At 63.1% G+C, this 13,912-nt stretch carries 14 protein-coding genes; 1 reads left to right on the top strand and 13 read right to left on the bottom strand.

Annotated features, from left to right (window positions below; translation table 11 throughout):
• Nucleotides 1–16: 16 nt before the first annotated feature.
• The 3 genes from ggt to O3299_RS27180 form a co-directional block, all read right to left on the bottom strand.
• Entirely contained in the window at nt 17–1,792 is a 1,776-nt protein-coding gene (gene ggt / locus O3299_RS27190) for a gamma-glutamyltransferase (RefSeq protein WP_305054467.1), read from the bottom strand.
• Between the two features lie 94 nt (nt 1,793–1,886).
• A complete protein-coding gene (locus O3299_RS27185; protein WP_099665094.1) occupies nt 1,887–2,645 on the bottom strand; it encodes a 3-hydroxyacyl-CoA dehydrogenase in 759 nt (252 codons plus the stop codon).
• A gap of 152 nt (nt 2,646–2,797) precedes the next feature.
• Nucleotides 2,798–3,235, bottom strand: coding sequence for a hypothetical protein (locus O3299_RS27180; RefSeq protein ID WP_099665095.1), 438 nt, complete (start codon nt 3,233–3,235; stop codon nt 2,798–2,800).
• A gap of 278 nt (nt 3,236–3,513) precedes the next feature.
• Here O3299_RS27180 and O3299_RS27175 point away from each other — a divergent pair, with 278 nt between their 5' ends.
• Complete coding sequence (locus O3299_RS27175) at nt 3,514–5,571, top strand: TonB-dependent receptor domain-containing protein (RefSeq protein ID WP_305063620.1); 2,058 nt, start codon at nt 3,514–3,516, stop codon at nt 5,569–5,571.
• Nucleotides 5,572–5,575: 4 nt separating this feature from the next.
• On the opposite strand, the gene O3299_RS27170 is transcribed toward O3299_RS27175, so the two are convergent.
• The 10 genes from O3299_RS27170 to O3299_RS27125 form a co-directional block, all read right to left on the bottom strand.
• Nucleotides 5,576–5,926 carry a glycine zipper family protein gene (locus O3299_RS27170; RefSeq protein WP_305063619.1) on the bottom strand — a complete coding sequence of 117 codons (351 nt, stop codon included), beginning with the start codon at nt 5,924–5,926 and terminating at the stop codon, nt 5,576–5,578.
• Nucleotides 5,927–5,939: 13 nt separating this feature from the next.
• The gene (locus tag O3299_RS27165) at nt 5,940–6,326 is read right to left on the bottom strand and encodes a hypothetical protein (RefSeq protein ID WP_305063618.1); all 387 of its coding nucleotides are present in this window, start codon (nt 6,324–6,326) and stop codon (nt 5,940–5,942) included.
• Nucleotides 6,327–6,517: 191 nt separating this feature from the next.
• Nucleotides 6,518–8,641 carry a sodium-translocating pyrophosphatase gene (locus O3299_RS27160; protein WP_099665098.1) on the bottom strand — a complete coding sequence of 708 codons (2,124 nt, stop codon included), beginning with the start codon at nt 8,639–8,641 and terminating at the stop codon, nt 6,518–6,520.
• Nucleotides 8,642–8,821: 180 nt separating this feature from the next.
• Nucleotides 8,822–9,478 carry an adenylate kinase gene (adk, locus tag O3299_RS27155; protein WP_077400901.1) on the bottom strand — a complete coding sequence of 219 codons (657 nt, stop codon included), beginning with the start codon at nt 9,476–9,478 and terminating at the stop codon, nt 8,822–8,824.
• 244 nt (nt 9,479–9,722) lie between these two features.
• The gene (gene kdsB, locus O3299_RS27150) at nt 9,723–10,478 is read right to left on the bottom strand and encodes a 3-deoxy-manno-octulosonate cytidylyltransferase (protein WP_305063617.1); all 756 of its coding nucleotides are present in this window, start codon (nt 10,476–10,478) and stop codon (nt 9,723–9,725) included.
• 2 nt (nt 10,479–10,480) lie between these two features.
• A complete protein-coding gene (locus tag O3299_RS27145; RefSeq protein WP_010395789.1) occupies nt 10,481–10,657 on the bottom strand; it encodes a Trm112 family protein in 177 nt (58 codons plus the stop codon).
• A complete protein-coding gene (lpxK, locus tag O3299_RS27140) occupies nt 10,638–11,693 on the bottom strand; it encodes a tetraacyldisaccharide 4'-kinase (protein ID WP_305063616.1) in 1,056 nt (351 codons plus the stop codon). Before lpxK ends, O3299_RS27145 begins: the two co-directional genes overlap by 20 nt.
• Nucleotides 11,694–11,767: 74 nt before the next feature.
• The gene (locus tag O3299_RS27135; protein ID WP_035825768.1) at nt 11,768–12,208 is read right to left on the bottom strand and encodes a biopolymer transporter ExbD; all 441 of its coding nucleotides are present in this window, start codon (nt 12,206–12,208) and stop codon (nt 11,768–11,770) included.
• Nucleotides 12,205–12,807, bottom strand: coding sequence for a MotA/TolQ/ExbB proton channel family protein (locus tag O3299_RS27130; RefSeq protein ID WP_251349991.1), 603 nt, complete (start codon nt 12,805–12,807; stop codon nt 12,205–12,207). The genes O3299_RS27135 and O3299_RS27130 overlap by 4 nt, the downstream gene beginning before the upstream one ends.
• Nucleotides 12,808–13,328: 521 nt before the next feature.
• Complete coding sequence (locus O3299_RS27125; RefSeq protein WP_305063615.1) at nt 13,329–13,802, bottom strand: hypothetical protein; 474 nt, start codon at nt 13,800–13,802, stop codon at nt 13,329–13,331.
• Nucleotides 13,803–13,912: the final 110 nt, after the last annotated feature.

Genomic DNA, 13,912 nt, shown 5'->3' with positions numbered 1-13,912 from the left:
ACTTTGTGGAAAAGTTTCAATCTCCCTTGACCATGCCTTCACGACGTGGATCGGCGCCGCCAAACCAGAAATCCTTGCCATGCGCATTCAGCCGCATGATGCCCTGCAAGCCCGAGTTCTGTTCGATCACGCGCACCTCGTGGCCCATCGCTTGCAGCGCCTCGACTTGCGCGGCGGGCGCGCGGCCCTTTTCCAGCTCCGTCGGGCCATTGCGGCTGCCGAAGTTCGGCAGGCTGATCGCTTGCTGTACGTTCAAGCCCCAGTCCATGGTGCCGACCAGCACCTTGGCGACATAGTTGATGATGGACGAACCGCCGGGCGAACCCGTCGCCAGCACCAGCTTGTGCGTGCCCTTCTCGAACACGAGGGTGGGCGACATGGCGCTGCGCGGACGCTTGCCCGCTTCGACCCGGTTGGCGATGGGGCCGTCGGCATCGCGCGAATCGAACGAGAAATCCGTCAGCTGGTTATTCAGCAAAAAGCCGTCGACCATCTGGCGCGAACCGAACGCGTCTTCCACGCTGGTGGTCATCGACAGGCCGCCCCCAAAAGCGTCCACCGCCACCAGGTGCGAGGTCGACGGGCGCTGCAAGGCGTTGTCCATGCCCCACGCCACCTGCATGCCCGGCGGCGTGCCAGGCATGGCCTTGCCCATGGATTTGTCGCCGATCAGCGAGGCGCGCTGCGCCAGATAGGTTTTATCCAGCATCGAGGCGACGCCATTGCCCGGCAGCGGCACGAAGTCCGTGTCCGCCACGTAGCGGTTGCGGTCCGCGTAAGCCAGGCGCCCCGCTTCCGAGAACAGGTGGATCGCCTGCGCATCGAGCACGCCGTCGACGGGCGCATACGGCCGGATATCCTTCACTTCCAGCATGCCCAGCATCTGCGCGATGGCGATGCCGCCCGACGATGGCGGCGGCATGCCGCACACGGTCCAGGCCTTGTAATCGCTGCAGACGGGTTCGCGCACCTTGGCGCGGTAGCCGGCGATGTCCTGCGCCGTCAGCTTGCCCGGATTGGTCGGATGCGCCGCCACCTTGGCGGCGATGTCGCGCGCGATGCGGCCGTTGTAAAACGCGTCGGCGCCGCCACGGGCGATCTCGCGCAGGGTGCGCGCCAGCTGCGGGTTTTTCAGCACGTGGCCGACGGGCCATGCCTTGCCGTCCGGATCATAGAAATACGCGGCGGCGACCGGGTCGCGCTTCAGGGCCTGGTCCCAGTTCAGCAGGCCGTTGAGGCGCTGGCTGACGGGAAAGCCGCCGTGCGCCAGCTTGATGGCGGGGCCGAACAGGGTCGCCCACGGCAGCTTGCCGTGCTCCTTGTGCGCCAGTTCCAGCATGCGCAGCACGCCCGGCGCGCCCACGGAACGCCCGCCCACCACGCCCGTGGCGCGCGAGACGGGACTGCCGTCGGCATTCTGGAACAGGTGTTCATCGGCGCTGGCAGGCGCCGTTTCGCGCCCGTCGAACGCTTGCACGCCCTTGGCCGTGGAGTACAGCAAAAAGGCGCCGCCGCCGATGCCCGACGATTGCGGCTCGACCAGGGTGAGGACCAGCTGCGTGGCGATGGCCGCGTCGATGGCGCTGCCGCCCTTTTTCAGCATCTGGTAGCCGGCATCGGCGGCCAGCGGATTGGCAGCGGCGACCATGAATTTCTGTGCCGCCCAACCCGATTTCTCCGCATACGCGGTGGCGATTTCCGGCGCCTTTTGCGGCACCTCGGCAAATGCGGGACTGGCAGCGAGGGCTCCCAGCAAGGTCAGGCTCAGTGCCAGCGGCTTCAATATGATCATGGATTCTCCGATAAAAAAAGGACGCACAGCAAGGCAAGGCTGTACGCCCCATACGGGGGTATCCTACATCAAATGCCCGTCAGGGCACTGCCCCTTACTTGGGCTGCATGCGGATGGCGCCGTCCAGGCGGATGGTCTCGCCATTGAGCATGACGTTTTCCACGATGGCTTTCACCAGCTGCGCGTATTCGCCCGGCTTGCCCAGGCGCGAAGGGAACGGCACCATCTTGCCCAGCGCATCCTGCACTTCGGCCGGCATGCCCAGCAACATCGGTGTTTCGAAAATGCCGGGCGCCACCGTCATCACGCGGATGCCGTTGCGCGACAGGTCGCGCGCCATCGGCAGGGTCAGGCCCACCACGGCCGCCTTCGACGACGCATACGCGGCCTGGCCAATCTGGCCATCGTAGGCCGCCACGGAAGCCGTGTTGATGATGATGCCGCGCTCGCCTTCGGCCGTCGCATCCTGTTTCGCCATGGCGTCGGCCGCCAGGCGGCACATATTGAAGGTGCCCACCAGGTTGATGTTGACGACCTTCTGGAACAGGGCCAGCGGATGCGGGCCATCCTTGCCCACGGTTTTCACGGCAGGCGCCACGCCGGCGCAGTTGACCAGGCCGCGCAAGGTGCCCAGCTTCGTGGCTGCCGCCACCACGGCCAGGCCGTCCTCTTCCGACGTCACGTCGCACTGGACGAACACGCCACCGAGTTCAGCGGCCAGCGCCTGGCCCGCTTCCGTCTGCACGTCGGCCAGCACGACCTTGCCGCCGGCCGCCGTCAGCATGCGCGCCGTGGCGGCGCCCAAGCCCGATGCGCCGCCCGTGATGATGAATACATTGTCCTGAATCTGCATGAAATCTCCTGAGTGATAAGGGCCGTGTTCCCGGCGCCTGATGGTTGATACATGATGCCATCATTACGTTTACGTAAACGTAATGTCGGCGACAATTGTAGCCATTTTTATGGTCACCGAGCGAAAACTTGCAGCGCTGGCGAATGAGAAAGTTAAAAACACTGCATGAAAGCGCCATTGCGGTGGCAGATGCGCCCGTTGGCATCGAGCGTGGCGTTGCCCGCGCCGTTGTAGCGCGCGCCTGCCGCATCGCGGCAACCGCCTGAGTCGCATGAGCCGATGGGCTGCGGCGCGCGCGGCATCGGCACGGCCGGGCTGGGCGGCAGGGGCGCGATGGGCACGACCGGTGACGCAGGCTGCGCCGGCATGCGGCCGATCACTTGCGCCACGGAACGGCGCGGCTGCACGGGCGGCGCCGGGCGGCACGGCTCCACCGCCAGCTTGCCGCTGTCGCGCGGGTCGAGCTGGCACACGGGCAAAGGCTCAGTCAAGGACTCGGCAGGCGCCGCCTGCTCCTGCGCCCGGGCATGGCCGCCAGCGAGCAGCATGGAGCACGCCAGTGCCGATATCGTTTTTGCCAGCCTCTTCATGCCGCCTCCCAAGCATCCATCGCAACTTTCATTATTGGCACACGCCGCGCCAGATGCCAGCGCGGGTAACAATTTGTCACGCTTGTACCTGCCATGCGCACAGCGTAACGGTGTTTTATTTCCTTTCAGCACTTTCCTTCTTGCCAGTATGGCATTACAATAAGAACGATTCTTATTCTCATTCGCAGGATGGGAGCGCATTTTTTACTCTTTTCATTCATTCATACCCGAGCCACCCGGAAGGCAGCCAGGAAATAACAACATCCGGAAAGTTCACCATGACCAAGCGTAGTCCCGCCTTCGCAGCCCCCGTTTCCACTCCCGGCCGCTCCATGCATTCCGCCGCCCTGCTCCTGCCCTGCCTGCTCTCGCTGGCCGTCAGCAACGCCTGGGCCGAAGGCAATGTGGCCGCCGATCCCACCATGAACACGGTGGTCGTCACGGCGTCCGGCACGGCCATCGACATCAAGGATGCGCCGGCCAGCATCAGCGTCATCACGCGCGAGGAAATCGAGCGCCAGCCCGTGTATGACTTGAATACCTTGCTGCGCCGTATCCCCGGCGTGACGGGCGGCAACGGCCCCGAAGGCGAAGCGTCGAAGATCAAGCTGCGCGGTTTGCCCGACAAATACACCCTGATCCTGGTCGACGGCAAGCGCGTGGGCAGCTCGAGCGACACGGCTTACCGTCCCGACCTGGGCCGCCAGGACTTGAACTGGATCTCGCCCGACATGATTGAGCGCATCGAAGTGGTGCGCGGACCCATGTCGTCGCTGTACGGTTCGGACGCCATGGGCGGCGTGATCAACATCATCACGCGCAAGGTGCCGGGCAAGTGGAACGGTTCGGCCACGGCCAACTACACGCAACCGCAGGAAAGCGACCGCGGCACGGCGCACCAGCTGGGCGTCAACCTGGCCGGCCCCCTGTCGGACACGGTGGGCATGCGCCTGGGCGTGAGCCAGACGCGCCAGAATCCCGATGAAAAATTCGACAAAGCGGGCGGCATCGGCGGCGAACGCAACCAGACTGTCTCGGGCCAGCTGACCTGGGCGCTGGGCAAGAAACAGAACCTGTCGCTGGACGCCAGCTATGGCAGGCAGGAAGCCAGCGGTTCGAGCACACGCGATGCGGACGGCGAGTCGCTGGTTCCCAGCTGGGGCGCCAACAAGCTGATACGCAAGAGCGTCAGCCTCGGCTACGAAGGCCGCTGGGACTTCGGCAAGACCACGGTCAACCTGTATCACAACGATTTCGACAACCAATTCGTCGGCACGGTGGCCAAATCCAAGGACAGCACGCTCGATGCCAGCCTGGAAAAACGGGTCGGCTGGGGCGGCATCGAGCAAATGCTGGTGATGGGCGGCCAGTGGAAGCACCAGGAATTGACGAACACGAACACCATCGGCACCGTACCCACCGATTACCTGGGCAACACCGTGAGCGGCGCGACCCTGTCCGGCACCACCTCGGCCCTGTTTGCGGAAGATCAATTGTTCCTGCGCGAGGACTTGACGGCCACGGCCGGCTTGCGCCTCGATCACCACGGCAAGTTCGGCAACCATTACAGTCCGCGCCTGTACCTGGTGTACCACCCTGCCCCCGCCTGGACCATCAAGGGCGGCATCTCGCAAGGCTTCCGCGCCCCGAGCCTGAAGGAAAACTCGCCAGCGGCAGCGACCAACTCGGCCGGACGCGGTTGCGGCAGCCTCAAGCCGCTGGGCTACATCAAGGGCGACTGCTACATGGCCGGCAATGCGGACTTGAAGCCGGAAACGAGCACGGCCGGCGAGATCGGCGTGGCGTGGGAACAGAATGGCTGGGATGTGGGCCTGACCTGGTTCCACACGGATTTCAAGAACAAGATCGACTATGCGCCGCTGGGCTTTTACCAGCAGCGCTGGTGGACCAAGATGACGAATATCCAGAAGGCGCGCACCAGCGGCCTGGAAGCGACGGCCACCATCCCGCTGACGAAAAACCTGAACTGGCGTAACAACGTCACCTACATGGCGGAAGCGAAAAACCTGACCACGGGCGCCAACCTGCTGTCGACGCCGAAACTGTCGTGGTACTCGGCGCTGGGCTGGCAAGTCAACGACCAGCTGTTCGGCGAAGTATCGGCCCAGTACACGGGCAAGGAACTCGACGCCGGCAAGCTGGCCGACAAGGCCTACACCATCGTCGACACCGTCGTGTCGTACAAGGTCACGCCGCAATGGACCGTGCGCGGCGGCGTGCAAAACCTGTTCAAGAAGGGTCCGACGGCCGATGGACTGGTCGACTATTACGTGCCGGGACGGCGCATGTTCGTCGGCCTGACGTCGCGCTTCTAAGCGGCTAGTACCGGGGCGGCGGCGTATCGGGCGGCGGCGTGGCGGCATTCGCCGGCACGCTGCCCAGCATCCGCCCGGCCGCGAGCACCTTGTGGCCGCTCGCATACATGCATTTTTGATAAGAATCATCGTAGCTGCGCTGCATGCCATGCGAGGAACTGTCGGCCGCGCCCGGGCCGGCCAGCTGCGCCTGCGCGTAGCCACGGCAACTGCCGTCATCGACGCGGAATTGCTCGAGGCTCTTGCCCGTGCCGGGCAAGGCCGTGGCCGACGGCCCTTCCGGCATCACCGTGCAGGCGGCCAGCAGCAGGGGCGCCAGCAGGCCGGCACGCCCCATCAACGCTTTCGTGTTCATCATCGCCTCCCCGTCAGCGCACGCTGGTCGGCAACACGGCACGCCATGCCGTACTGCAATTTTTCACATAGGGATAATAGCCCTGCGGCCTCGCGCAGTAGTACCACATCTGCGCCGTCGGCTCGCCGCCCTGCTCGATGTACACGGGCGGCGGCTGCACGATCAGGGTGCGCCCATATGGATAGGGATAGCCATACCACGGGTCGCCATACCAGCCCGGCCCGTAGCCATACCACCAGGGCGATCCCACCCAGACGCCCACGTGCGAGTGACCATGGAAGTGGCCGTGGCCGCCGTGAAAGCCGCCATGCCGGCCCGGCGCCGCCTGGGCCACTCCCGCCGTGACCGCCAATACCAAGAGCGCCGCCAGCGCGCCGCCCTTCCTGCTGATGCTGTCCATGACATCCTCCCGCCTTCCATGCCCAACTGTGACGCTCATTCCATTATTGACAGAGAGCCAGCACAAGCAAAGGCGCCGTAACAATTGCTCACCTTTGATACGCCGAGGATATGGACGGCAGGAAAGTTTCATTTGCGCAAAATACAAACAGCCCCGCAGCGCTGGCCACGGGGCTGCCGGGATGGCGCAGTTTATTGCGCGGGCAAGCTTTGCACGGGTGTCGCCGGCGCCAGGATGGGCGGCGCGGGCGCGTGGATGGGCGCCGGCGCCTTGACGGCCAGCCAGCCCGTGGCCGGCAGCAGCGGCACCAGCAGCAGGGCCACGATATTGATGATCTTGATCAAGGGGTTCACTGCCGGCCCGGCCGTATCCTTGTACGGGTCGCCCACCGTGTCGCCCGTGACGGCCGCCTTGTGCGCGTCCGAACCCTTGCCGCCGAAATGGCCATCCTCGATGTATTTCTTCGCATTGTCCCAGGCGCCGCCGCCCGTGGTCATGGAAATGGCCACGAACAGGCCCGTGACGATCGTCCCCATCAGCAAGCCACCGAGCGCCGCAGGCCCCAGCAGCATGCCCACGACGATGGGCACCACCACGGGCAGCAGCGACGGCACGATCATTTCGCGGATGGCCGACGCCGTCAGCATGTCGACGGCCTTGTCGTATTCTGGCCGCGCCGTGCCTTCCATGATGCCCTTGATGTCGCGGAACTGGCGCCGCACCTCCACCACCACGGCGCCGGCCGCGCGGCCCACGGCTTCCATCGCCATGGCGCCGAACAGATACGGTATCAAGCCGCCGATGAACAAGCCGACGATGACCATGGGGTTCGACAAATCGAAGGTGATGTGCTGGCCCACGGATTCGAGCGCATGCGTGTAGTCGGCGAACAGCACCAGCGCGGCCAGCCCCGCCGAGCCGATGGCGTAGCCCTTGGTGACGGCCTTGGTCGTGTTGCCGACGGCATCCAAAGGATCGGTGATGGCGCGCACGGAGTCGGGCAAGCCCGACATTTCCGCGATGCCGCCCGCGTTATCCGTGATGGGGCCATACGCGTCGAGCGCGACGATGATGCCCGCCATCGACAGCATGGAAGTGGCCGCGATGGCGATGCCGTACAGGCCCGCCAATTGATACGATATCAGGATGGCGACGCAGACGGCCAGCACCGGATACGCCGTGGACTTCATCGACACACCCAGGCCGGCAATGATATTCGTGCCGTGGCCCGTCGTCGACGCTTCGGCGATGTGGCGCACGGGCTTGAAATCCGTGCCCGTGTAGTACTCGGTGATGTACACCATCAGGCCCGTGAGGACGATGCCGACGACGGTGGCGCCCAGCATCTTGTAGCGCATGGCGTCGTCGGGCCACAGCAGCCACGTCACCACGGCAAAACCGACCAGCGACAGGCCGGCCGCCCACCACAGGCCCGTGTACAGGGCCGACATGATCTTCTTGCCGGGGGCCGTCTTCACCATCGAGCAGCCGACGATGGACGCGAGGATGGAGACGGCGCCCAGCAGCAGCGGGTAGATGATGGCCGTGCTGCTGGCCTCTGCCATCAGCAGTGCGCCCAGCAGCATGGTGGCGATCAGGGTCACGACATAGGTTTCGAACAGGTCGGCCGCCATGCCGGCGCAGTCGCCCACGTTGTCGCCCACGTTGTCGGCGATGACGGCCGGGTTGCGCGGATCGTCCTCGGGGATGCCCGCCTCGACCTTGCCCACCAGGTCCGCGCCCACGTCGGCGCCCTTGGTAAAGATGCCGCCGCCGAGGCGCGCGAAGATGGAAATGAGCGAGGCGCCGAAGGCCAGGCCGATCAGGGGCTTGATCAGGTCATGCTGCGTGAGGCCGGGCGCGCCCGTCGTCGCCAGCAGCCAGTAGAACAGGGTCACGCCCAGCAGGCCCAGGCCGACGACCAGCATGCCCGTGATCGCCCCGCCCTTGAAGGCCACGTTCAGCGCCTGGTTGATGCCCAGGGTGGCCGCCTGCGCCGTGCGCACATTGGCCCGCACGGAGACATTCATGCCGATGAAGCCGCAGGCGCCCGACAGCACGGCGCCGATCAAGAAGCCCAGCGCCGTGTGCAGGCCAAGCAGCGCATAGATGGCGATCAATAACACCACGCCGACGATGGCGATGGTGCGGTACTGGCGCGCCAGGTAGGCGGCCGCGCCCTGCTGGATGGCCAGGGCAATTTCCTGCATGCGCGCGTTGCCGGGATCCTGCCTCAGGATCCAGCTGCGCGACACCAAACCGTAAATGACTGCGACCACGCCGCAGGCTACCGCAAACCACAAGCTGGCTGCCATATCGTCCCCTTCTGTTTTTATCCGACGTCATTGCCAACAGCTGCAGACCGCACCGGGTAGGCACGCGCAGCCAGGAAAACACGACCTGCAAAAAACCTGAACTACGAAAACGATGCGGCACCGCTGGCGAAAAGCGGGCACAAAAAAAGCGGACACTCAGGTCCGCTTTTCATAAACTGCTTATTCCGCCAGGGCGGCAAATGCGCTGTCGCGGATTTGCTCGACCGGACCGACGCCGGCGATGCGGCGGTATTTCGGTGCGCCTGGCAGGCCGGACTTGGCCCAGTCATTGTAGTAGCCCAACAAGACCTTGGTCTGGTTGTGGTACACGTCCAGGCGCTTCTTGACCGTTTCCGCCTTGTCGTCGTCGCGCTGGATCAGCGGTTCGCCGGTGATGTCATCGACGCCGTCGACCTTGGGCGGGTTGAATTTGACGTGATACACGCGGCCCGAACCCGGGTGGCTGCGGCGGCCGTCCATGCGCTCGATGATCGACGCGTCAGGCACGTCGATTTCCAGCACGTAGTCGACATTGATGCCGGCGTCTTTCATGGCGTCCGCTTGCGCGATGGTGCGCGGGAAGCCGTCGAACAGGTAGCCATTGGCGCAATCGGCTTCCTGCAGGCGATTCTTGACCAGGCCGATCATGATGTCGTCCGACACGAGGCCGCCCGCATCCATGACTTTTTTCGCTGCCAGGCCCAGTTCGGAGCCTTCCTTGATCGCCGCGCGCAGCATGTCGCCCGTGGAGATTTGTGGAATGTTGTATTTTTCTTTGATGAAATTAGCTTGGGTGCCCTTGCCGGCACCGGGTGCTCCTAAAAGTATCAGACGCATTGAAAAGTTCCTAAAAAACAGATTTTGGATGGTGGTATGTGTAATTTTTTTTAGATGGTGTTGCTAAGGCTATCTTTCCCTACGAAACTTACCACAAAAAATCCCCGGAACGCCAGTTTGCTATCGAATTGCTATGCCCTGATTGATCAAAGCCAGCAATTCGCGCGGCGCACGTTTCAAAATGTGGTTTTTACTGCAGGCGCACAAAATTATATTTGCACGCCTGCCGTTTTGCGGGTAGCGCTTACAGGGCGTCGTAGTGGGCTTGCACCCTGGCAAGATCTTCCGGCGTATCGACACCGGCGGCCGGGGCGCTATCGGTCACGTAGACGGCGATGGCAACACCGTGCCACAGCACGCGCAGCTGCTCCAGCGCTTCGATGGCTTCCAGCGGCGAGGCGGACAATTGCGGATATTCTTGCAAAAACGCATTGCTGTACGCATACAGGCCGATATGCCGCAGGGGCACGTAACCTGCCGGCAAGCTGTCTTTCGACTGCGCGAAGCCGTCGCGGTGCCACGGGATGGTGGCGCGCGAGAAATACAAGGCGCGGCCGTTCTTGTCCAGCACGACCTTCACCACATTCGGATTGAACGCGTCGGCCACATCATGCAGCGGATGGGCGCAGGTAGCCATGGGGACGGCGGCGCTGATCTGCGCCGCGCAGGCGGCCAGCAGGGCCGGATCGATCAACGGTTCGTCGCCCTGCAGGTTGACGACGACGGCGTCCGGCGGCAGCCCGAGCGTGCGCGCCACTTCGGCGATGCGGTCCGTGCCCGACGGATGGTCGCTGCGCGTCATGCACACTTCCACGCCATGCTCGGCGCAGGCGGCACGGATGCTGTCATGGTCGGTGGCGACGATGACGCGCGCGGCGCCCGAGAGCAGCGCCTGCTCGGCCACGCGCACCACCATGGGTTTGCCGCCCAGGTCGGCCAGCGGCTTGCCCGGCAGGCGCGTCGAGGCCAGGCGGGCCGGGATGATGACGATGAACGCCATCGTTATTCCACTGCGTCTTGCAGGGTGCGCGCTTCGTCCGCCCACATGATGGGGATGCCATCGCGGATAGGATAGGCCAGACGGTCGGCGCGGCAAATCAGTTCCTGCGCCTTCTTATCGTGTTCAAGCGGACCCTTGCAAACAGGGCAGACCAGGATATCAAGCAGTCGAGCGTCCACGACATTTCTCCACAATTTGTTGGGCCAGCGCGCTATCGATGCGCGCACTGACGGGGACGACCCACAGTCTCGGGTCATCTTTGAGATGTTCAATTTGCGCACATTTTACTGCATCCTTCTCGGTGATCAAGATCACATCCGTGTCGAGGGCGGCAAATGGCTGGTCGAGGAAGTCGTGGTGGTCGGGCAGGGGCAGCTCCGTGAAGTCCAGTCCGGCCCCGCGCAGCATGGTAAAGAAGCGCTGAGGATTGCCGATGCCGGCCGCCGCCACGATGCGCCGGCCGCTGGCCGCCAGGTCGGCAAGGGCCATGCTTTCGCCGCGGTTCAGCATGCGCTCGGCCACGCCGCCATCGAGCCGCATCTGCACCACCAGCCCGCCTTGCGGCGCGACCTGGCCCACCAGTGCCGGCGCCAGCTCGGGCGCATTGATCACCGTCACGTCGCGCCGCCGGCGCGGCGATTCGCGCAGCGGTCCAGCCGGCAGCAGCCAGCCATTGCCGGCGCCGCGGCCGTCGAACAGCACGATTTCCACGTCGCGCTGCAAGGCGTAATGCTGCAAGCCGTCGTCCGTCACCAGCACGTCGACGTCCGGGTGCACGGCCAGCAGCGCCCTGCCCGCTTGCGCGCGGTCGCGCCCCACCATCACGGGGCAGCCGCCGCGCTGGAAGATCAGCAGCGGCTCGTCGCCCACCTGCTGCGGCGTGGAGGCAGCGCTGACGGCGCGCGGCAAGCGGTCGGCGCTGCCATGGCCGCGCGAAATGACGCCCGGGCGCATGCCCGCGTCGCGCAAGGCTTGCACCAGCCAGATCGTCAGCGGCGTCTTGCCCGTGCCGCCGATGAAAATATTGCCGACGACGACGACGGGCACGGGCAGGCGCGCCGATGTCAGGAGGTTGGCCCGGTACAGGCCGCGCCTGACGCTGCTCAAGGCGCCGAACAGCAGCGACACGGGCCACAGCGCGCACGCCAGCGGGCCGCGCGTCAGCCAGGCGCGGGTGAGAGTGGATTCAAGCTTGGCGGGAGAGGAAGTGGGCATGCGGTGAAGGGTAAAGGGCTGGGGTCTGACCCGGCGGGTCAGTCCCCAATTTTGTTGCCGGTAACGGTAGAAACTTACTTGCCGCCCGCCTGCGCCGCAAACGTCAGCTTTTCATAGCCGGCCAGGCGCGCCGCTTCCATCACGTGGATGACCATCTGGTGCATGGCGAACTGGTCGGCGTTGACCACCACCACGGGCGTCTGCGCGGGCGCCTTGCCGCCATTGGCCGCCTTGGCCGCATCCTGCAAGGCGTCAGCCAGGCCGGCCACGTCGCGGAACGAGACGGGTTCGCGGTTGACTGTGTAGTTACCCTTGGCATCGATGGTGACGTCGAGCTGCTGCGGCTTGTCCTTCGCTTGCTCGGCATCGGCCGTCGGCAAGGTGATCTGCAGCTCCGTGAACTTGCTGTAGGTGGTGCTGACCATGAGGAAGATCAGGATCACCAGCAGCACGTCAATGAACGGGATCAGGTTGATTTCGGGGTCTTCACGCCCCTTGCCTTTGCGGAAGTTCATTTGCGGCCACTGTGGACGATGTCGACGAATTTGACCGCTTGTTGCTCCATGTCAATGACGAAGCTGTCGACGAGGGCGCGGAAGTGGCGGTAGAAAATCAGGGCCGGCATGGCGATGGCCAGGCCAAACGCCGTGTTATACAAGGCGACGGAAATACCGTGCGACAGCGCCGCGTTCGACGCGGTGGCGCCGGGCGAGGCAAAAATCTCGATCATGCCGATCACCGTGCCGAACAGCCCCATCAGCGGCGCCAGGGTGGCGATGGTGCCCAGGGTCGTCAGGAAACGTTCCAGCGTGTGAGCCACGCCGCTGCCTGCCTCTTCGATCGATTCCTTCATCACTTCGCGCGGCGCGTCGACGTTGCGCAGGGCGGCGGCCAGCACCACGCCCAGCGGCGAGTTGTCTTCCAGCTTGGCCACCGTGTCCGGCGTGATCTTGCCGCTGCGATACACCTGCACCACTTCATCAAACAGCTTGCGGGGCAGTATCTTGACGCGGCGCAAATACAGCAGGCGCTCGATGATCAGGGCCAGGGCGACGATGGAAGCGATCAACAACAGCCAGATGGGCCAGCCAGCGGCTTGAAATATAGCGAGCAAAAGAAACTCCTGATAGAGGAAAGGCGATGGACCGCCCGAACAGCCTGTATTGTACCGAGCGCCGAAGACCGATTGTACGTCCGCGCGGGAATGGCGCAATGTAGCGCGTTGCCGCGCCGGCGGCAAGTGGCGCCCGCATGGCACTTGTCCACACGGCGCGGCGGGCGTGCGCCAAGCACACCCGGTTTTGCACACTTTGTGTGGATAAGATTGTGAGCAAGCATGAAGTCCAGCATGCAAGCCCTTGATTTACAAGCGAATTATTGTACTGCGCAAAATACAGGCATAGCAGCTTATCGACAGGAGTCAATGTCATAAAATCAAGAATTCAAGAGTTCTGCACATTTACTGTGGACAAGATTGTGCGCAAAGCCGAGGAATTCAACTAAGTCATTGATTTTAAAAGAAATTAAATCAATGAGTAAAAAAGTGGCAGCGAGCACGAAATCGACGCCAGGGAGACCGTCAAAGTTCTGCACACAATCTGTGGACAAGATTGTGTGCAAGCGCAAGGATACGCGCTAAGTACTTTGATTTATATCGTTTTTATTGCCATGCATAAAAATGTGGCAAGCGCTGAAAAGCGGGCTTTTATCGGCCCGATTGCGCTTCGAAACGGCAGTTTTCCACCGCAAAGGCAGTTTCGCACATAAAGTGTGGATAAGATTGTGAGCAAGCAGATTGACTCCATGCAAGAGCATTGATTTTAAAGGAGTTTTTTTCAATGCTGAAAAATGAGGCAGTGCAACGGCCTGGCCGCGCGGTGGAAAAGCAAGCGAAAAAGCGAAATGATTTATGCAGTTTTGCACACATTCTGTGGATAAGATTGTGAGCAAGGCCCACGATGTGATGCTATACCATTGATTTATATGGCTATTTTTATGCTGCGCAAAATTCAGGCAAGCCATGCCATAGGCATTCCGGTGGATAAATCCGGCGCCGCGCCAGAGTTCTGCACATTTTTTGTGGATAAGATTGTGCGCAAGGCCATGCATGGCATACTAAGCGCTTGATTCCTATGCTCTTTATTTCCGTGCGCAAAAATGTAGCAAGGCATTTTTATCGGTCAATGTCGGCTTGCCGGGCCATGTTTGTCCAAGGCAAA

Source organism: Janthinobacterium sp. SUN176 (genome assembly GCF_030587335.1).
Taxonomy (GTDB): Bacteria; Pseudomonadota; Gammaproteobacteria; order Burkholderiales; family Burkholderiaceae_D; genus Janthinobacterium; species Janthinobacterium kumbetense.
Note: the sequence above shows the minus strand (reverse complement) of the source record. Positions and strands in the feature narration are given on the sequence as shown.